Annotated in this window: 10 protein-coding genes; 4 read left to right on the forward strand and 6 right to left on the reverse strand. The window is 38.5% G+C overall.

Annotated elements, in window-relative coordinates; translation table 11 throughout:
• Positions 1-89 precede the first annotated feature (89 nt).
• The 3 genes from AC1DNH_RS19300 to AC1DNH_RS19310 form a co-directional block, all read right to left on the reverse strand.
• Complete coding sequence (locus AC1DNH_RS19300) at positions 90-713, reverse strand: hypothetical protein (protein ID WP_477607491.1); 624 nt, start codon at positions 711-713, stop codon at positions 90-92.
• A gap of 47 nt (positions 714-760) precedes the next feature.
• On the reverse strand, positions 761-2095 hold the full coding sequence (locus AC1DNH_RS19305; RefSeq protein ID WP_477584412.1) for an MFS transporter: 1335 nt from the start codon (positions 2093-2095) through the stop codon (positions 761-763).
• 287 nt (positions 2096-2382) lie between these two features.
• Positions 2383-3720: an APC family permease gene (locus tag AC1DNH_RS19310; RefSeq protein WP_477584414.1), complete on the reverse strand. Its 1338-nt coding sequence runs from the start codon at positions 3718-3720 to the stop codon at positions 2383-2385.
• Positions 3721-4155: 435 nt separating this feature from the next.
• Here AC1DNH_RS19310 and AC1DNH_RS19315 point away from each other — a divergent pair, with 435 nt between their 5' ends.
• Positions 4156-6027 (forward strand): DNA topoisomerase IV subunit B, encoded by a 1872-nt coding sequence (locus AC1DNH_RS19315; protein ID WP_029275794.1) that lies wholly within the window; start codon positions 4156-4158, stop codon positions 6025-6027.
• A 416-nt stretch (positions 6028-6443) separates the two neighbouring features.
• Here the strand turns inward: AC1DNH_RS19315 and AC1DNH_RS19320 are convergent, their stop codons facing one another.
• Genes AC1DNH_RS19320 through AC1DNH_RS19330 form a run of 3 tightly spaced genes read right to left on the reverse strand, consistent with a single transcriptional unit; the run spans position 6444 to position 14803 of the window.
• Complete coding sequence (locus AC1DNH_RS19320) at positions 6444-7466, reverse strand: YihY/virulence factor BrkB family protein (protein ID WP_477584885.1); 1023 nt, start codon at positions 7464-7466, stop codon at positions 6444-6446.
• A 7-nt stretch (positions 7467-7473) separates the two neighbouring features.
• The gene (gene tamL / locus AC1DNH_RS19325) at positions 7474-9789 is read right to left on the reverse strand and encodes a translocation and assembly module lipoprotein TamL (protein WP_477607495.1); all 2316 of its coding nucleotides are present in this window, start codon (positions 9787-9789) and stop codon (positions 7474-7476) included.
• The gene (locus AC1DNH_RS19330; RefSeq protein WP_477625585.1) at positions 9773-14803 is read right to left on the reverse strand and encodes a translocation/assembly module TamB domain-containing protein; all 5031 of its coding nucleotides are present in this window, start codon (positions 14801-14803) and stop codon (positions 9773-9775) included. Before AC1DNH_RS19330 ends, tamL begins: the two co-directional genes overlap by 17 nt.
• 109 nt (positions 14804-14912) lie before the next feature.
• Here AC1DNH_RS19330 and AC1DNH_RS19335 point away from each other — a divergent pair, with 109 nt between their 5' ends.
• From AC1DNH_RS19335 to AC1DNH_RS19345, 3 genes are all read left to right on the forward strand, one after another.
• Complete coding sequence (locus AC1DNH_RS19335; protein WP_477583370.1) at positions 14913-15401, forward strand: cytidine deaminase; 489 nt, start codon at positions 14913-14915, stop codon at positions 15399-15401.
• Between the two features lie 214 nt (positions 15402-15615).
• On the forward strand, positions 15616-17301 hold the full coding sequence (locus tag AC1DNH_RS19340; RefSeq protein WP_477583369.1) for a PNGase F N-terminal domain-containing protein: 1686 nt from the start codon (positions 15616-15618) through the stop codon (positions 17299-17301).
• Between the two features lie 923 nt (positions 17302-18224).
• Positions 18225-21128, forward strand: a complete 2904-nt coding sequence (locus tag AC1DNH_RS19345) for a DNA gyrase/topoisomerase IV subunit A (RefSeq protein ID WP_477625586.1) — start codon at positions 18225-18227, stop codon at positions 21126-21128.
• Positions 21129-21153 lie beyond the last annotated feature (25 nt).

Raw genomic sequence — 21153 nt, forward strand, 5'->3', positions numbered from 1 at the left:
AGCGGGATGGTGGTCGTTTATTACCTCCGTTCATGTATTTTTTGTTTAATTAGATAACTAGTTATTGTAAGCTTTAATGACAATTGGTTTTAATTTAAGCTAAAATCAAAGTTCATTTTGTCTAGATTCTGCTGTTGCATTTCTAAATTTAGCTTATTCACCATATTATTAAATTCTACATTGTTGATTACCTCATTATTGGCTAACCACACTAAGTTTCTATAATTTTCTTCTCGGGTAAAGCCAAAATTTACCTGGCCATATTTATTGAGTAAAAATATATTTCTTGTTGCTTTTAAAATATCAATAAAGGTATTGACTTCCGCTTTTGATGGTTTGTTTTGAAAAAATTCAATAGCATCTACGTTCCCATGTTTTATCAAATAAAAACTCCGTTTATAGGTGATTAAAAACAAAATCAACAGTATCATCGATAACCCAAAATAGAAGAAGTAAACCGAGCTTTCAACACCTTCTCCATCATTTCTTAACAGATACAATAGGATAGACACCATACATAATATTGTAGATGAAAATAGGAGGCCATAAATACCCTTATTGCTTTTATAAGTTCTAGTGCCTACGTTTTCGTAAGCGATCACATATTCACTTGAACTAAGTAAACTCTTCTGTTTAACCTCAAGTCCGTTTTCAGTGATTAAAAATGATTTGTATCTAAATCTTAAGTCTTTTTGTACAAGTGATTCGTTCATATTTATTAGATTGTGTCGACTCCTAACTCAAAACGCTCAACGCCAAACTACTTCTCCTCCTTAAACCTGCTAAAAAACAACAGCGCAATCAAACAAAGTGCGAAACCTACAATTCCGTTCAATCGTAATCCGAAATCGTTGCCGGGGTCCTTACCGTAAATGGTAAGCATGGCGAAAATAGCGATACCCAATGTTTGTCCAAGTTTTACAAAAAGGTATTTTACTGCGAAGAACATGCCTTCGTGGTTTTCTCCGGTTTTTAAGGTATCTCTTTGGGCAATGTCGGCCAAAATAGCGGTTGGTAAAATGCCAAGTGCCGCTAATGGAAACGAAGCGGATAGTACCAGGATGTAAATCTGTGTATGTGGACCAAATGGTAATTTGCCTAAAAAGAAAATGGTGACGAAGATTAAGCACAACACGCCAAAGGCAAGTAATACAAAAGGTTTTTTGCCGATTTTAGCCGAACCAAAATTAACCAACGGGTAAAATAGCAAGGACGCAAAAACCATGGCAGCCATAAATTTTCCACCTTCCGATTCTGGTAGGCCCAATAAAACCGTACAGAAAAACAATAAACCGCTTGAAATAATACTCAGGGCCGTATAAAAAGCGAAATCTGATATTAGGTAATATTTAAAATTACTGTTCTTAAATGTACTTTTAATTGCTGGCCATAAAGGCACATGGGTAGGCTTTGCAACCGAAAATTCCTTTTCATTGATGAAAAAAATTGGCAATAACATCACCAGTCCGGATAGGATACACAAACCCCATATCGCAATCTGGATGGCTTCGCTGCGGTTGGCTACATGAAAATGAGCCTCAACCAGATCGGCAAAGTTGTTGGTACAGGCCGATAAAATGATTCCGATTACAAAACCAACCTGTTGATAACTCGATAATTTAACTTTTTGTTTTGGCGTATTGGTTACTTCGGCCAGTAGCGCATTATAAGGAATAATATAAGTGGTAACCGATACAAAAAATAAACAAAGTGTGATGGTTAACCACCAGGCATTATGCAGGCTCTCCGTTTTTTGGATCGGGTAGAAAACCAGTCCGCAAAAAAGCATAGCAGGAACAATTGCCCATTTCATAAAGGGCATCCTGCGACCGTTTTTATTGGTACATGCATCGCTTTTAGACGCAATAAACGGATCGTAAATGGCATCTACCAACCTTCCTGAAGCAGCAATAATAGAAAGGATATTAAACGCACCCAATAAAACGAGTTGTGGTACCAAAGGTGGCAGGCCAGCATTGCTTGGGGGAAGATAGAAATAGGGAAGCATTACGATGATAATGTTTGTCATCGTGCTCCATCCAATCATACCAGCAGCGTAAGCAATTTCTTGTTTTAAGGAGAGTGTTTTGTTCATTAATTATTTTAAGTTGTTTTATATTTTTTGTAAAGCAGGTTTCTGTGTTAATCGGTTAGATCAGTCCTGCTTTCCATTTTATTTCGCTGCGCTTCATGTTCATTCCAATCAGGTTTATTTTAATCGGTCTGCCTTTAGCAAATTGCAAAGATCTGGCGTCATTCCCGCGCAGGCGGGAATCTTAAAGCTTATTGCATTAGGATTATTCATACGCTTTCTCCTCTTCAAAGGCATTCATGAGCACTACGTGGTTCCCAATCAAGTTGGGAATGACGATCCGCGAACAATTATTTTTTCTTAAACCTCCTGCTCACAAAATAAATCGCCAGAAAGCCAACAAAAATATATAAACCATTAAGTGCCGCATTCGGATCATCGGCATAAATGCTAAAAGCCACGAAAGTATAAGCAGCAATAAAAATAATAGGCAATATAGGATATAAAGGAACAGTATAGATGGTTTTTTTATCAAGATTTGCCGTTCTTTTCCGGAGGATGAAAATCGTAGCTGCCGAACTGGCCATGCTAATGCTTTCTAAGAAAATAGTATAGTTTAAAATCTTGTCGAAGGTTTTGGCATAGAAAATAATTACCACAGCAATTAATGTAAAAACAGTTAAGCTAATGGTAATTACCTCTGTTTTTTTGTTCATCCAGCTGAATATTTTTGGTAGTGCCCCTTCTTCGCCCATGGCAAACATGGCCCTTGGGTTACTCAGCAGATTTACATTTACATAACCCATTACGGAGAAAAAGATAATTACAGAAAGTGCGTTAAATCCCGCCGGACCAAATATCTTCGAAGCCAGTATTGCGGCGATGCTTTCTGCTGATTTTAATTCTTCAAAACCGATCACCTTTACATATACATAGTTGATGGCCAGGTAAAGAATTACAATAATGGTTAAGCCGATAATAATGGAACGTGGAATCACTTTTTTGGCTTCTTTAACTTCGCCCCCAAAGTTGATGGTTTGCGCATAACCCGCATAAGAAAAAGAAACCGCAATTAAACACAGGCCCAGGGCTTTTCCATAATCAGACCAGGTTGCTAAAGCACCCGTTGCTGTTTTAAAAATTGGGGTAACGGTTTGTGTTTGTCCGCCGAAAAATATAGCGCAGATGAGTGTTAAAATCATTCCGATTTTAATTACCGTTAACACATTTTGTGTTTTAGAACTCGCTTTTAAGCCTAACAGATTAATGAAATAAAATACCAAAATGGTGGTAATGGCTATGGCAACCCGATAAGTTTCATTCTGTTTATCAACAGGTAAAATAATTTTACTCAGGTATTCTGCCCCAATAATCGAAATAGCCGCTACCGATGCTGCGCTCGAAATGATCACAATACAATTAATGGCAAAAGCAATGGATGGATGATAAGCTGCTGAAAATATTTTATAGTATCCTCCAGTTACCGGAAAGCGGGAACCAATTTCCGCATAAGTTAACGCGCCACAAAAGGCTACAAAACCACCGATAAACCAAGCCAAATAAAACAGTTCGGGAATTTGTGCCTTAGCTGCTACGTTTACAGGTGTACGGAATACACCCATGCCAATAACCAAACTCACCACAATCATGGATAAATCGAATAGCGAAAGTTGCTTCTTTTGTTGCATTAAATAGAATTATGAATATTGGGTTGAAGATAGGGAAATTTGATGATTGGGTGAGAGAAGGGTTGAATGATTGAGTGAGAGAATGATTGAGTGAGAGAATGATTGAATGGGGACTATTGAATTAGGTGTAATCGGTTTCTGAGGATGTGGAAAAATGGCTGATGGTTTAATAGCTCATAGTTGATAGCCTGGTTTAATTAACCATAGGCTATTGACCAATGGACCATGTGCCATCAACCCTATACTTCGGACTGTTGACATGTGGAAATTTTCTTTTGCGAGCCTCACAGAATAAATCTATTATTGTATAATAATTCTGAAGAAGGTATTTGAAAATATTTTTATTTCAATCATCAGGGTTATTTCTACAAATTCTTCATTGCTTTGCAAACCAAAAAATGCAAGGTTTTTCATTGAAGAACAGATAAATACAGTATGGCAGAAGTAATTTATAACGACGATAGTATCCGTTCATTAGATTGGAAAGAGCACATCAGGCTTCGTCCGGGGATGTACATTGGTAAACTTGGCGATGGTTCTGCACAAGACGACGGTATTTACGTTTTGCTAAAAGAAATTGTAGATAACTCTATCGATGAGTTTGTAATGGGTACCGGAAAAACCATCGAAATTACTGTTTCCGAACAAAAGGTAAATATACGTGATTACGGTCGTGGCATTCCACTCGGCAAGGTAATCGATTGTGTAAGCAAGATCAATACCGGTGGTAAATACGATAGCAATGCTTTCCAGAAATCTGTTGGTTTAAATGGGGTAGGTACTAAGGCTGTAAATGCACTTTCTACTAGTTTTATGGTGCAGTCGTACCGTGATGGAAAAACGAAAAAAGTAGAATTTTCTAAGGGAGAAATTGTAAATGAGCAGCCAATTATCGATACCACTCAACGCAATGGCACGGCGATTACTTTTTACCCAGATGAAACCATTTTCAGGAATTACCATTATATCCCTGATTTTGTAGAGAGTATGGTTTGGAACTATGTGTTTTTAAATACAGGCTTAACCGTAAATTTTAATAACCAGAAATATTTTTCAGAAAGAGGTCTATACGATCTGCTTTCTAAATTTAATAAGCCAGAAGAAATCCGTTACCCGATTATCCACATGATTGGACCGGATATCGAAATTGCGATGACCCACGGTCAACAATACGGCGAAGATTACCATTCGTTTGTAAACGGACAGCATACTACACAGGGTGGTACACACCAGGCGGCTTTTAGGGCAGCTGTCGTGAAAACCGTTCGGGAGTTTTTCAAAAAAGAGTTTGATGCAGCCGATGTTCGTTCATCCATTATAGCAGCAATTTCTGTGCGTGTACAGGAGCCCGTTTTCGAATCGCAGACCAAAACAAAACTAGGTTCGCAGAATATGGGACCAGAAGGACCATCGGTAGCTACTTTTATCAACGATTTTGTTAAAAAAGAATTGGATGATTATCTGCATAAAAATCCAGATGTTGCTGATGCCTTGTTGAAAAGAATTATGCAATCGGAGCGCGAGCGTAAAGATATTGCAGGCATCAAGAAACTGGCGAACGATAGGGCGAAAAAGGCATCCTTACACAATAAAAAACTGCGCGATTGTAAAGTGCATTTTAATACAACACACGAGAAACGATATGAAACCACTTTGTTTATTACCGAGGGAGATTCGGCATCAGGTTCGATCACAAAATCGCGCGATGTAGATTGTCAGGCTGTGTTTAGTTTAAAAGGTAAGCCGCTTAACTGTTACGAACTTACCAAAAAAGTGGTTTACGAAAATGAAGAATTTAATCTTTTACAACATGCTTTAAACATTGAAGATGGTTTAGAAGGGCTTCATTATAACAATATTGTAATCGCAACAGATGCCGATGTGGATGGAATGCACATCCGTTTGTTGATGATGACTTTCTTTCTTCAGTTTTTTCCCGATTTGGTAAAAGCCGGCCATGTTTATATTTTACAGACGCCGCTTTTCAGGGTTCGGAACAAAAAAGAAACGATTTATTGCTACAGTGATGAAGAACGTAAAAATGCAATTGAAAAGCTGGGCAATAAACCAGAAATTACCCGATTTAAAGGTTTGGGTGAAATTTCTCCTGATGAATTCGGTTTGTTTATCGGGAAAGATATCAGGTTAGACCCCGTTATTTTGAAAGATCAAACGATTAAAAGTTTGCTGGAATATTATATGGGTAAAAATACGCCTGATAGACAGCAGCACATTATCCGTAACCTAAGGGTAGAGAAGGATGAGGTAACTGAAGAGCCTAAAGTGATTACTGAAGAAGTAGCATAGCAATATCCCTGGTTCGTGTACTCAAACCAGTTTTTCTAGATAATATAAAAGGAAGTGAAGTTTTTAAAACTTGACTTCCTTGGTTATAAACCGTTTTCTAGCCTTAAATTTCCGCCTGCACACGAACTTAAGGTCACATTTTGGAAAGATCCTTCGACTCCGCTCAGGATGACAATCGCGTTTGAATGCTTGCGGTTAAATCAATCGTGGCGTCCTGCTGAACTTGTTTCAGCATCTGTCTTGTTATGCTTTGGTTTATGTCTCCACGAACCAGCTTTATCTATAAAAAGGAAGTCAAGGTTTTAAGGCGTGACTTTCTTTGTTATAACCGTTTTATAGCTTTAAGATTCCGCATGTGCGGGAATGACGATCACGTTTTGGAAAGATCCTGAAACAAGTTCAGGATGACGACCGCATTATTCTTTAGGCACATTCACCGTATCTTCCGGGTGTTGAGGCGGCAATACATCTACCTTTTTCTCTACAATGGTAATTTTTGTAAATACGGCATACTTACTAGGAGAGATGCCATTATCGTACTTCTCTGCATAGGCTTGTGTAAATTCAGCGCCGAAGTAAAGTATAATTGATGTATAATAAATCCACAATAAAATAACGATGATCGAACTGGCTGCGCCAAAAGCCGAACCTGGATTGCCTTTTTCGATATAAATCCCAATCAGGTATTTACCTAGACTGAAAAGAACTGCAGTAAATAGTGCGCCAATTATTGCCGATTTCCATCGGATGATCACATCTGGCAATACCTTAAATATAACGGCAAATACGGCGGTTACGGCAGCAAGTGTAATTACATTGTTTAAAATATAAATTAGAATGGCCATTGTATCGTTTGCAACGGGGATTACTTCATCTATCTTACTTTGCGAAAGTAGGTTAGCCAATTTAGAACCCAAACCAACTACTACAGTGTTAACCACTAGTGAAACAAGCAACAGAAAGCCCATCGAAACAATTAAAGAGAAAGACAATAACCTGTTCGAAAGCATTTTTATCCAGCCTTTTTTGGGCACAGCCTTTACTTTCCAGATCATGTTGATACTATCTTGTATCTCAATAAAAATAGCAGTTGAACCAATAATCAATGTACAAATCCCAATAATTAAACCAATGGTAGATTGCCCGGATTTGTTTGCATGTTCTACAAAACCTTGGATTTGTGTAGCTGCCTCTTTGCCAACCATTTTGGTAACCTGCCCATAAAACTGACCTCTTGTTTCCTCATTTCTTTTGTCGCCAAAAAATAGGGTAGCGGCAGATAGCATGATAATGATGAGTGGAGTAAGTGAAAAAATAGTGTAGTAAGCAAGCGAAGCACTTAATTTAGTTACCCGATCTTCCATAAAACCTTTTCCGGCAGCAACAAAAAGATGATAAAGCGCAATAAAGAAATATTTGATCTTATGGATAACTCTCATAGAAAAATTAAAATGGATATCCTATCCCAATGTTAAAAATTAAATTCTGTTTACGCCAATCTTTGTTTCCAAAGGCGATATCATCAAACACCCATCTTTGTCCTTCCGGCAGGTATGGTTTGCGTACCGGAAAAGCTACATCTAAACGGACTACAAAAATGCTGACATCTACCCGTAAGCCTGCACCAGTACCTACAGCAAGCTCGTTAAAAGCATTTTTCAGCTTAAAACCAGATCCGGGTCTTGCCGTCTCAGGTTTACCAGGTTCGCCAAGATCCTCTTTCCTCAGCCAGATATTTCCTGCATCTACAAACAATGCGCCATAAAGTACGCTTACTATTTTAAAACGCAGTTCTGAGTTTAACATTAACTTAATATCACCACCCTGATCGGAAAAAAGAGCATCATCTTTCACCTTAAAAGTTCCCGGCCCTAAAGTTCTGGCTGGAAAAGCCCTGATATCGTTACTGCCGCCTGCAAAAAACTGTTTAACAAAGGGCATTGATGTAGAGTTTCCATAGGCATAACCATAACCCAGGTTTAACCTGTTTGCCCAGATTAAATTTCTGGTGATTTTATAATAGTCTCTTAAATCAGCTTCTACCCTGATAAACTGTGTTAGTGGTATGTTAAAAAGTGTACGTTTCCCTTCTTCATCTTTTGGTACAAAAGTCCCCCAAACATTACCTCCGGTTTCTAATCCTCCAAAGAAATAAGTGTTATTTCTCCTGCTATCTTCCATCTGGTTGGTATAGGTGAAATTATAATTGCTGCCAATAATAAACTGTTTTTCTAAAGTAGTCCTCAATAGTGGGTTTTGCACATATATTCTTTGCTCTGTAGTATCCGTAGGAAAAGAAGTAGAAACATAACTGATTGATATCGGATTGAAATTATGCTCTTTGTATAAATTCTCTTTAAAGTTGTAACCATATTGCCCTTTAAAAGCATGTAGAGTATATTCAGAACCACGGTTAAGCATCTGATAAGAAAGTGAAGCTATAGTTTTCGGGATGAAAGCATTGGTGCTATTCGGTTTGTAAAAGGGAACAATAAACCTGGGGAAGGTCAGTTTTCCTTCTGCCGTTAATGATAAGGAGTTTTTGCCTAAAGAAGTTCCTTTGGTTTGCGTTTCAAACCCTCCACTAACACTCAAATCTAATTGTTCGGCATTTCTAAACAAGTTTCTGGTAGTTTGTGTTACTTTTACTTCAGAACCTACGAAATTGTTCGATTTACTTGTTCCGGTAACAGAAAAGGTAAGTGAGTTTTTCTTTAAAGGCGTTAAATAGATATTTAAATCGAGCTGATTGTTTTTGAAACTATCTATAGGTAAAAATTCGGCTCTTACATCTTGAAAAGCACCTACATTTACCATTCGGTTTAGCGATTGGTTATGATCTTTACGGTTATACGGCTCGCCTTTTTGAAAAAATACCAAGCGGTCGAAAAGTTTTGGTTTAAACGTGTTTCGGTCATCGTATATATTGAAATCGTTATACTGCAATGGTTTCAATTTTCTTAACGTACTGTCTCTCCTTAACGAATAATTAGGATATATGTTAATGTTTTTAATGGTATAAGGTTTTAATGCTGCATCAGGCGCAATGTCTTTTACCTTAACCGAAACATTAACCAGATTTTTACCAATGGTACTATCTACCTGCATAATTAAATAATCGGGACTGAAATAGAAATAGCCATTTTCTTTTAAGTCGTTATCAATTCTGATCCGTTCATTTTTGTAGGTGTCAATATCATAATAATCGCCAACTTTTAACAAGGTTTTATCTTTGTTGGCATTAATGATTTTGGTGAGCGCCCCGGTATCTGGAGGGAAATTAATCTTGTTGATTTTATAACGTTGTCCCGTAACTGCAGTATAGATGGCCTTACCTTTTTTCCCTTTTACAACGGTATCGCCGGTAACATTTGCCTGTAAATAGCCTTCACTAATAAGATAACTGGATAATACATCATTGTTGTATTTCAACTTTACCTCGCTTAATAACACAGGTGGTTCCCCTTGTCTGCGTAGCCAGTTTCTAAAACCCTTTGGTTTTTTGGGTTCTCCTGCAAGATTGTAAATGCCAAGCTTATATTTTATACCCAAAATCGACTTATTGGGGCGTGGTCTTGTTTTAGCTTCAAGGTCGGTTTTAACCTGTTTTTCATTATCAATTTTCCCCGATGAGTCTGGATTGATTTTTACCTCAGCACCGGTATATAAAATCTGCCCTGGTTTTAACGATTTGGTACTGCTGCAAGCCGCCCAAACTAAACAGGCCAGTAAAAATAAAAGCGGTCTAGTTAGTTTTCTCATCTTGTGCTTTCTGTTCAATGTTTCTTATTCTTCTTATTCTTTTCTTTTGAAAAATCTCTCTAAACTTATTGTAATCTACCACCAGCGTAAAGCCTAAACCTGTTTCAACAATCTGTCCCTGTACAATCATATCGTTCTGGTTTCGGCGGTAGGCCCTTAAACGGTATCGTCCATCAGCAGAAAGCGCATATTCTACGTTCACGTTTCCTGCAATATTGGTCGATTTTTCCCCTGGAGCCTGTGGTCCTTCTAAAGCAAAAGAGCTTCCTACGCTTACGGTTAATCTGTCATTCAACAGTTTTTTCGATAAGCCAACCTCCAGATCTGTTTTTTGCTGCATCGAACCTGTTGAGTAATCTTCGGATGAATTTACACCGAAGTTAAGATCAACACCCTGGATTAAATCGGAGGTTAAATTATTCAATTGTTCCGTTAACAGTTTGCTTACACTCGAACGGGCAAGGGTAGAAACGCCGCCACCGCCGCCGGCCAAGCTTTGAAAAGGATTATTCGCAATAAACCTGTTTAGGGCAAGTAAAGAAAGAACCTGTTTGTTCAACTCACTTTCATCGCGGTTTACATTAATCAATTTGGTGTAAACCTGGCCATTTAAAGCGCCACGTTCATTTTCTGGCAGATCGAGCTTAAATGAAATGGTTGGTTTTAATAATTCCCCTTTTATCATCAAATAAACCTGAAAAGGCAATTTTGTTCTCGCCTCGTAAAGATCTGGCTGGTTTAACAGGTCGATAGGCGCAGCATTAACTTCGTATAAAGCCGTAATATTTGCAGTAGCTGAAGTAGGTTCACCTGTCCAGACAATGGTACTGCCTTTAACCAGTTTAAATTCTTTTTTTACAACAGCCAGCGTTAAATTGTATGAACCATCAACTATTTCATAGCGACCGGTCACGCTAATTTTACCGCTTGGATCCATCGTTACATTTAAGTCTGCATCGCCCCTAACTTTTAAATTATCGCCAGTAGATGCATCTACAACCACATTCAGTTCTGCCTCTGGATCTACTTTTACAGCCGCTACGAGGTTTAAACCTTTAATTGGTGATTTACTGATGCTATCAACTTTTAAAGCTTTTTGTCCGTTAAAAGGAGGTGCATCGGCATCAATAAACTGTACTATACCTTCCTGGTCAATAATCGCCGGATCACTTGAAGGCAAAGCAAAGAAAAACTTTGTGCCCTTATTTACATTAACATTCATGTTTACATCTGGCTGGTTCAAATCTCCGCGTACTTTAATATTGCTGGTTAAGAATACTGTTCCGTAAATCATATCATTATCAGCTGCGGTCGAATTGATTGCCCTGAAATTGTTTGTTCGGATATCTAAACCGAAACGGTAATTTTTAAAATCGGTGGTGTAAACTTTTCCATTGATGGTTGCTTTTTGATTTAAGGAATCAAGGAGTGTAAAATTGTTAAAACTGATGCCTTCGTTTGTGAATGAAATCTTTTCGTTAGGCATGCGGAAATATGAATTTACATAAGCCACATTAAAGCCTGCATTATTGAAAGTTAAATCGCCCAGTATTTTCGGAGCTGTTAGTGCACCTTTAACTGTTAACGCGCCTGTTAAGGTACCAGTACCACGTTTAAGCTGACCTGCAGATAAACTCTCTATATTTTTCATTTCAATCTTATCGATGTTTACCGTAAGATCTAAAGCGCTTTCTGGTGCAGTATAATAGAAGCCGTTAACCCTTAACTCGTGCACCCCAGTTAAAGCAACATTTACCTCAAAGGCATTTTCGGTATTGTTGTTTACGGCCAGGCGTAAAGTGCCCAGTTGATCTTTTTGATAACGCAACTGATCGATGGTTAAATTTGCCTCAAATTTTGGTGTGCTGGCCAAATCTTTAACGTTTGCGGTTCCATTTAATCGACCACCGACCAAAGTGGTATCGGTTTCTGCAAATTTGGTTAAGGTTTCTAATTGGAAATCTTTAAATTCTACTGCCAAGGGCGCATTTGGTTCGGTAGGATTACTATTGATGGAAAGTGATTGACCACTATTACTAATCTGGAACTGGTTAACCAATATGCCTGATGCACCAAATTGAATATAGTTATCTTGCGAAACCACCCATTTTTGATAATCGAGCAATAATTTTTGCGGATCTAAAGTGAATTTGAAATCCTTATTAATCGATTGAAAGGTACCACCAATTACATATTTATTTTTAAGCTTTCTATCTCGCAAGAAGATGTTAACGCCTAAATTATTATTTGAAGCATCGCCACTTACTTCCGTATTAAAGAGTGCAATAGCTGGGCTTTGGAGACTTTTAACCGTTAAACTATAAGCCAGTTTATTGTTATCATTATTGATGTTTAAAACCGTAGTATCTACCTTAAAATCGCCATAAACCACCTGTGGGAAATTCCCTTTAATCTGTAAGCTGTCTTTTTGTGTATCGATTAATCCATAAAACTGCGATTGTTTGAATACCGTTAATTCGGGTACAAATTCCTTTAATAATTTAGAATCGTAAACCTGTACAAAAAACCTTAGCCTTTGGTCGGGAACTTTAGCAACGGTACCAAAGGCGTAGTATTTATTAATTTCGTTGATAATGGCGTCGCCAACTTTGGTGAGCTGGTACTTGCCATCAATTTTTGCTGATAGTATTTCAGATTTTAAGGTCAGCTCGTTTTCTGTCGCAGTTGATTTAGCCCGGATGGAAATCGTATCTACATTGATTTTTTGTTTGTCTTTTACCAATTGTAAGCCCGTAATATCAACCGACCCATTTAAATAATCAGCATCGGCGGTAGCGAGGTCTACTTTAACTATACCTGCTGCACTTAATACCGTTGGACTAAAGTTCAATGCCTGCAGGTTTACCTGCTTTAAGTTTAAATCGGCTTTTACAGCAGGATATTTTCCTGCCAGATTCACTTTAGCATCTAAATTAAAGTTGGCATTGCTATCGGGCATGCTACTCTTAATACTGATGTTCTGATTACTGTAATTCCCGGCAAGGCTTAAATTACGGTAGGTATATTTGTTGTAATAAGCACTAATCACTTTGGCGTTAAACTTTGCATTAATTTTTTTAGGATCGAGTCCTGTGCCTGCCACATTTGCCTTAACCGAAATCCTACCCAGTTTAGGTTGCATTTTTAATAGCCTGCCCACATTAAAGTTGTTTAAGTTAATGTCGGCCTTATAACTTTCCTTACCTTTTGGTCCTTTCATACCGGCTACCAAAATCGCTCCACCCATATCGGTGTTGATATTCAGGTTAGTGTTGAAATCGGTCATTGAACCCTTAAATGTGCCTTTCGCATCAACTACATTTGGCAATTCGATCGTTGGTGGCAGCGATTTTTTGGGTACTACCACCAAAATATCTCCTTTGGTTAGATGTAACTTTTTGATATTTAAATCGAGATAGGTTTTTTTGATGTCAGGTAGACCTTTCGCTTTTCCACTGATATCTATCTGCGTATTTTTTAACCCACTGATCTGCAGTTTTGGGATATTCAGGTTGTTCAGATAGCCATTAACATCTGCTGTTAGTTTTATTTTTTCGTTGCGGTAATTTGCTGGAACGGCATCGCTGAAAAAGCCAGCATCTTTTAAACCAATGCTTGTGTTTTTAAAGGTCAAATTCAATTTTACGCGTTCAGGATGTTTGGTTAAATCCTCCATCGAGGTAAAATTTAATTCAGTCGCATTTTCGATTGAAGTATTAGGTGTTTTTAAAATGAAATTGCTCAGTTTGATCTGTTTGTCGTTATACACCGCATCGCCTCTCAGCTGATCCAGTACAAAACCACTTTTTTCCTTTAACGATCCATTTTTAACATTGGCTTTTATGCCAGCGGCGCTATAACTTACATCACTGGCGCCTAAGTTTAGCTGGGTAATTTTAAGGTGGTTAAAGTCCATGCCTTTAGTGATAGGCTTTGCCCCAATATTATCAAACTGTACATTATTATCGGCCAAACTGATGTTCTTAATAATTAAACCCAAAGGCGATTTTTCGGGAACTACGGTATCTTTAACTTTCTTTAAATCGTTACTTGGTGCAGGTTTAAAAGCAAAAAGGATATTCGATTTATTTAAATGGGCATCATCAACAGCATACTTACTGTTGGTTAAATCTACTTTTAGGTTTACCAGGCCCAGATCGTTTACATCGGCAACGGCTTTGGTGGTCGATAACTGATCGTCGTAATTTACCTTTACCTTACTAAAAATGAAGTTCTGCACTTCTATTAATGGCAGTTTGCCTTGTTCTTTCTCGCTGCTATCAACACTGTTTGTAATGTGCTGCACCAGGTGAACTAGTGGTTTTTGCTGCAGATAACGTAAAGAAGTGTTCACTAAACTTAATTCTTTAATTACGTAGTGCTGATTGGCTAAATCGAAATCTTTGATTTTGGTTTTAAAGGCACCCAGGTATAATTTCACATCATTTCCCGCAACATCATCACGATAGTTAATGCCTATATCTTCAAATGAAACTTTATCGACAGAGAATTTGAGGGTAGAGGTGGTATCTTTTTTTATTTTTTCTTCGGGTTTTTTCTGATCGCTTGCAAAGGCATCCACCAGAAATGAAAAATTAAATGTAGTATCGGGAGTGATGCGCTTCACATTGGCGCGTACATTTTTTAGTTCAATATTATTGATCTCGATGGTGTTTTTTAACAGTTTGAATAAGCTGATATCAACCGCAAGTTTTTCAGCATATAATAAGGTATCGCCCTTACGGTCTTCAATATAAAATTTGTTCAAAACCACATCTTTTGGCAGCGCAATTTTAATGCTCTCTAAACTTACCTCTGTTTTGGTTTTGTTTTTAAGATAGTTAATAGCTTTGTCTTTAACAAAATTCTGAACTGCCGGAATATTTAAAGATAGCGCCAAACCAACAACCAGAATGATGATGGAAGCAATTACCCACAATAAAATTTTTAGACTTTTGCGTACGTATTTATTCAAAGCTAAGCGTGTTTGGTGTTTGATAAATGCCAAAAGCATGCCATTAAAATTAATTTTAAGGCATGTTTTACTAAATAATACAAAAAATAACTTAAATTGTTCGCCCGCTATAAAAATTTAATATTGGCGGTTTCCTAATTAGTTACAAATGAATTCAATAAATCTAAATATAACTTTTGAACAATACGAAAGTATTACAGAATTAACAGTGGCAGACAGAACACTTTGCGAACTTGCAGCAGAGGCTTTAAATACTTCATATTCTCCTTATTCTAAATTCAGGGTGGGTACAGCAATCCGTTTGGCCTCTGGCGAAACGATATTAGGCAGCAACCAGGAAAATTTAGCCTACCCATCTGGACTTTGTGCAGAGCGTGTTGCCCTTTTTACCATTGGTGCTACCTATCCAAACGCAGTTATTGAAAGTATGGCTATTACTGCCCAAACTGATAATTTTGAGATTTTAAAGCCTGTTACTTCTTGCGGAGGTTGTTTGCAGGTGATGGCAGAGTTTGAGCGCAAGCAAAATACGCCGATTGAGGTGATTTTTTACTGTTTGAACGGAGAAGTATTAAAAGTGCCCAGTGTAAAGAGTTTACTGCCTTTTGCTTTTGTTGAGGATCGGTTGGAAAGATAGGCGGGGAGGCATCTCTCGACAGGTCGTCTTTGCGAGAAGGCTTTTTCAGCCGACGAAGCAATCTTAATGCGGTCGCTATGACCCATGGTTGTAAGATTGCTTTCCCGAACATTCGGGATTCCTCCTCGCAATGACGAATTTCTATTAGAATGTAGTTCTAACTCCCGACCTCGGACCTCCGACTTTTATACTTATATTTGGTTTTTTAGCCATAATGAAGCAACTCTACACCCTCGTTTTCTCCCTTTTTATTTCTTTTGGCGCAAATGCGCAGATCGTCCTTAAAAATAATGCGGTTTATAAAATAGTTTACTTCCGCTCCGCTGATGGAAAGCCGAAGGAAGACCGCAATCCAACTGTGGTAATGGCTTCAGCAAGCCAGAATTTAATTAGCTATGCAGCTATTCTCGATCGTAAAGCAAAGTATCCTTACGAACAAAGCATTGTTACGAAACCTGCACAAATTTTGTTTCAGGTTGCCGATTTAGGTATAGATAAGCAGATTGCAACTGCCGATAGCCTTGCAATTGGCAAGCAAACTTTTGAGTTGAGCAACGAAACCAAAGTGATTTTGGGTTATACCTGCAAAAAGGCCACCACGGTAGTTAATTCGAATAGAATTGATCTTTGGTACACTATTGAAGCAGGTATTAAAGCGGCACCAACCAATTTGGGCCAGAACCTTGGTTTGGTTTTAGAGCAGGTGCGTAACGGCAGTAGCTTTGTAACGGCTACAAAAATTGAAGAAGTTAAAAATTCGAAATTGATCGATCTCCAAAAAATAAGTGCTAAGCTTACCGATGCATTAACGTATAAAGATTTGCTTTGGAAAAGCAGGTTTACCACGCTAAGTGTTTTTAATAACGAAACGATCAATTTTATAGATAAACCACAATCGAACGATTCTGTATTCCGCTTTGCGGGAGGGACCGTGATTGCCAGGAAAGTTAAATTTCCTGAGCTTCAGTCCGACCCGAATGTTTTTGTCGATTTAACCGAACAATCGAACGGCGATGCTTATGATAGAACAGGATCGGTATTTATCATCCCAACCGATAAACAGATCAGTTTAATGGATGCACTTAAAAATTCTGTTAAAGACCTGCCGGTTTACGACAATGGTAATGGAAAGAAATACCAGGGTGTTGTGGCTACAGCAAATTATAATCCCGTTATAGAGTTGATGCGCTTTTTTACCCCTTTCGGTGTGGGTAAATACAATAATTTAAAACTGAAGGATAAAAATTGGGCGGAGAAAGTTTATTACAGACAGGATGTTTCAGAACTGTTCCCGCTGGTAAATGGAAAAGAAGTTTGGATAGCTGTTTTTGTTGGTAACTATGATAAGGGCGGTCATAAAGTTTCTTTAAATATAACACTGCATAATGGAGGAAGACAAAAAGAAGCCAAAGAAGTAATTTTGCCTTTATTTAATTCGACCAACGTAATGGAAATGGCTGGACAAGAATATGCAACTATGTTTAGCAGCGATAAAGGGTTGGAAGTTTCTTTCACCTTAGCAAAAGACCTAAAAGATGCAAAACTACGCTACATTACAACAGGCCATGGTGGTTGGGGAAATGGCGATGAGTTTGTACCACGGAAAAACACCATCTGGCTGGATGAAAAAGAAACATTCGCTTTTACGCCATGGCGCCAGGATTGCGGTTCGTACCGATTGTCGAATCCTGCCTCTGGAAATTTCGAAACGGGTCTTTCCTCGTCAGATTTAAGCCGTTCTAACTGGTGTCCAGGCACAGTTACCAATCCCGAATGGATAAGTTTGGGTGATTTAAAAGCCGGACCGCATACCATAAAAGTAACCATCCCGATGGGTAAACCAGAAGGTTCGAGCTCAAGCGCATGGAATGTTTCGGGCGTGCTGTTGGGGGTGGAATAACCAAATGATTTGTTATCCTGAGGATTAATTTATTGTATAAAAGTCAATATTAATGACGTATATAATTGATTATTTTTTTACCATACAGCTCATGCTTTCCTCGGCTCACCGCCGCCGATGGGCTCTTTCTTTTTGGTGTCAAAAAGACCAGCGTAGCTAGCTTGAATGCCGTTAAAAACATAAAAGCCCATGAAAAAACAAAAAACACCGGCTGAAAATTTTTCGTTCGAAGTTAGTAGGTTGGCTGTTTCGGTGGAGCCCGAAAAATTTGTTAGGCCGGATTTAAGTAGAACGAGGATATGGTGCTACGGGCCTAGTTGGGCGGGCATACACAGTTGGCACAAACCTGTCATATTTAAATGATTACAAAATAACGTCAATGGTAACGCAGTGAAGGATCTTTTTCTTGCCTCTTTTACCATATAAGATATATAAGGGAATATAAGCTCGGCTGACCCTATAATTGTTTTTTATTTTTAATTTCAAATAGCGTCTATGGGTCTTTCTATGCACCCTGCAACCCTAAATAGCACCACGAAACTATTTTTCTAAACCGGATTGAAGAGAAGATCCTTTTTTGCTGCCTTGGGCTGAGCTGGAGGGCAAAAAAGATCGCATCGGAAAGCCGGAGGAAACATTAAACAAAATTTACGGAACCCTGCTTTCTAAATCAATACAAACAAATTTAGATTTCGGCAGGTGAGACACCAGCCGATAGGATGAAATTGTTCAATTTGAATTTAAAGATCTCTCCGCTACGGTCGAGATGACGAAATATACTCCGTGATTTCCGTGCCTCCGTGGCCAATACATAAATCGTCAGGTCATTAAAAACGAATTTCCCATCTCGAAATGTGAATAACCTCTCTTCATTCTATGAAATCATTTTTATTATATTTACGGCTGCCAATTTTTGTAAATAAATGAGTGAAGAATTAGATCAAAACGTAAACGAAGAGCACAAACATACCATAACCCCAATCAACGGTTTATACGAAAACTGGTTTCTCGATTATGCGTCTTATGTAATTCTCGATAGGGCAGTTCCGCACATTAACGATGGACTTAAGCCTGTTCAACGGCGCATTATGCACTCGCTTAAAGAGATGGATGATGGACGTTTTAATAAGGCGGCCAATGTAATCGGTAATACCATGAAATATCACCCGCATGGTGATGCATCTATTGGCGATGCGATGGTGCAGATTGGTCAAAAAGATTTATTGATTGATATGCAGGGTAACTGGGGGGATCCGGTTACTGGCGATAGTGCTGCAGCACCACGTTATATCGAGGCACGTTTATCAAAATTTGCCAACGATGTGGTGTTTAACCCTGATACTACCGAGTGGCAGTTAAGTTATGACGGGCGTAATAATGAGCCAATAACTTTACCGGTTAAATTCCCTTTGTTATTGGCACAGGGTGCTGAGGGTATTGCCGTGGGTTTGGCTACCAAGGTAATGCCGCACAATTTTATCGAATTGCTGGATGCCTCGATAGAAGCGCTGAAAGGTGTGCGGCCGAATATATTGCCCGATTTCTTTACGGGCGGTATGGCCGATTTCTCGAATTATAATGAAGGGCAGCGTGGAGGTAAAATCCGTGTGCGCGCAAAAATAACCGAGAAGGATAAAAAGACTTTGGTGATTACTGAAGTCCCGTTTAGCACCACAACGGGTTCTGTTATTGATAGTATTTTATCGGCCAATGATAAAGGCAAAATCAAAATCAAAAAGATTGAGGATAACACCGCGGCCAATGTAGAAATTGTAGTGCACTTGGCACCAGGTATTTCGCCTGATGTAACCATTGACGCACTATATGCCTTTACGGCTTGTGAGGTGTCTATTTCGCCAAATACCTGTATTATTCAAGGGGATAAGCCACTCTTTTTGAGTGTGAACGATATCCTGATTGAAAATACAAAACACACTAAAAATTTATTAAAAAGAGAGTTGGAGATCCGCTTGCACGAGTTGCAGGAGAAGATTTTCTTTAGTTCTTTACTTAAAATATTTATTCAGGAGGGGATGTACAAAAATCCTGAATATGAAAACTCAACCAACTTTGATACCGTAGTTGAGGTATTACACATTTTATTTGATCCGTTTAAGCCATCGCTTTACCGCGAAATTTTACCTGAGGATTTTAAGAAGCTGATTGATAAGCCAATGAGTAGCATCACCCGTTTTGATGTGAAAAAGGCCGATGAGCAGATGAAAAACCTGGAAGATGAAATTAAAGTAGTTAAAAACCACTTAAAACACCTTACCGATTACGCTGTTGCCTGGTACCAGAAACTGAAAGATAAATACGGAAAAGGAAGAGAACGTAAAACTGAAATCCGTTTGTTCGATCGCGTAGAAGCATCGAAAGTTGCATTGGCGAATGTAAAACTGTACATGAACCGTGAGGACGGATTTATCGGATCGGGTTTACGTAAAGATGAATTTGTGGCCGATTGTTCGGATATAGACGAAGTAATTGTTTTCCGTGAGGATGGTAAATGCATTATCACCAAGGTAGCCGATAAAACCTTTGTAGGTAAAGGCATTATACACGCCCAGGTATTTAAGAAAAACGATGAGCGTACCATTTACAACATGGTTTATAAAGATGGTGCAAGTGGTACTTCGTATATTAAAAGGTTTGCTGTAGTTGGGGTAACACGCGATAAAGAATACGATTTAACCAAGGGATCGAAAGGTTCGAAGGTTTTATATTTTACAGCCAATCCGAACGGAGAAGCTGAGATAGTAAATGTTGCATTAAAACCGCACTCTAAATTGCGCAAGCTTCAGTTCGATCAGGATTTTGCAGAAGTGGCCATTAAAGGACGTGGCTCGCAGGGGAATATCATTTCGAAATATCCGGTCAAAAAAATCATTCTGAAGAGCAAAGGAGTTTCTACTTTATCTGGACTGAAAATCTGGTATGATGATTTATTAAAACGCTTAAATGTTGATGGCCGTGGGAAATACCTGGGTGAATTTGATGGCGACGATCGTATTTTACAAGTACATAAAGATGGCTTCTATGAGTTAAGTTCTTTCGAATTGAGTAACCACTTTGATGACGGCCTGATCTTGATCCAGAAGTTTGATCCGGAGAAGATTTTTGCCGCAGTCCATTTTGAAGGCAAAGCACAAAATTATTTTATTAAACGTTTTGCATTCGAACTGCAAGCTAATGGTAGGAAAACCATTTTCATTAGTGAGGAGCAGAAATCGAGGTTGTTGTTCCTTACTTCAAATTCGGCAGCAAAAATTATTGTTGATGTTTTAAAAGGTAAAACCCAAATCCCAGAAACATTGGATTTAACCTTAGCAGAACTGATTGATGTTAAAGGACTAAAAGCAAATGGCAATAGACTGTCGCCGCACGACGTTCAAAAAGTAGTGTTAGAAGAGCCTGAGATAGAAATTGAGGCGGTTGAGGAAGCAACAATTGACGAGGAAGAGGATGCTGAAGAAACACTAGATGAGGTGGTTACAAGCGAAGAGGCGATTGCGAACGAGGAAACCGTAACAGAACCAGAAGTGCCGGAAGAGGTAATAGACAAACCTGTTGTAGCGCAGCCAAAACCAAAGTTCGAACGCAAAGAAGAACCTAAAGAAGTGCCTGTGGTTAAGCCAGAAAAACCTGTTACTGTAGAAAAGCCATTAGTAGAAAAGTCTAAGCCAGAAGCCGAACCTGTTAAAAAAGAAGTTAAAACCGACGATAAACCCGAAGCAGAAGAAAAACCTGCCAAAAAGATAGATTTCGAGATCACCAATCCTGACGATATCGATATTGATGACAAAGGGCAGCTGGGATTATTTTAAATATTACTAAGATCGTTATCCCTAC

This window comes from Pedobacter sp. 01N310 (genome assembly GCF_056399805.1).

Excerpts from the sequence above, each read along its gene's own strand:
- AC1DNH_RS19320 (WP_477584885.1), bottom strand. The coding sequence starts at position 7,466 with ATGAGAGTTATCCATAAGATCAAATATTTCTTTATTGCGCTTTATCAT.
- AC1DNH_RS19330 (WP_477625585.1), bottom strand. The coding sequence starts at position 14,803 with ATGCTTTTGGCATTTATCAAACACCAAACACGCTTAGCTTTGAATAAA.
- AC1DNH_RS19345 (WP_477625586.1), top strand. The coding sequence starts at position 18,225 with ATGAGTGAAGAATTAGATCAAAACGTAAACGAAGAGCACAAACATACC.
- AC1DNH_RS19300 (WP_477607491.1), bottom strand. The coding sequence starts at position 713 with ATGAACGAATCACTTGTACAAAAAGACTTAAGATTTAGATACAAATCA.
- AC1DNH_RS19335 (WP_477583370.1), top strand. The coding sequence starts at position 14,913 with ATGAATTCAATAAATCTAAATATAACTTTTGAACAATACGAAAGTATT.
- AC1DNH_RS19305 (WP_477584412.1), bottom strand. The coding sequence starts at position 2,095 with ATGAACAAAACACTCTCCTTAAAACAAGAAATTGCTTACGCTGCTGGT.
- tamL (WP_477607495.1), bottom strand. The coding sequence starts at position 9,789 with ATGAGAAAACTAACTAGACCGCTTTTATTTTTACTGGCCTGTTTAGTT.
- AC1DNH_RS19310 (WP_477584414.1), bottom strand. The coding sequence starts at position 3,720 with ATGCAACAAAAGAAGCAACTTTCGCTATTCGATTTATCCATGATTGTG.
- AC1DNH_RS19315 (WP_029275794.1), top strand. The coding sequence starts at position 4,156 with ATGGCAGAAGTAATTTATAACGACGATAGTATCCGTTCATTAGATTGG.
- AC1DNH_RS19340 (WP_477583369.1), top strand. The coding sequence starts at position 15,616 with ATGAAGCAACTCTACACCCTCGTTTTCTCCCTTTTTATTTCTTTTGGC.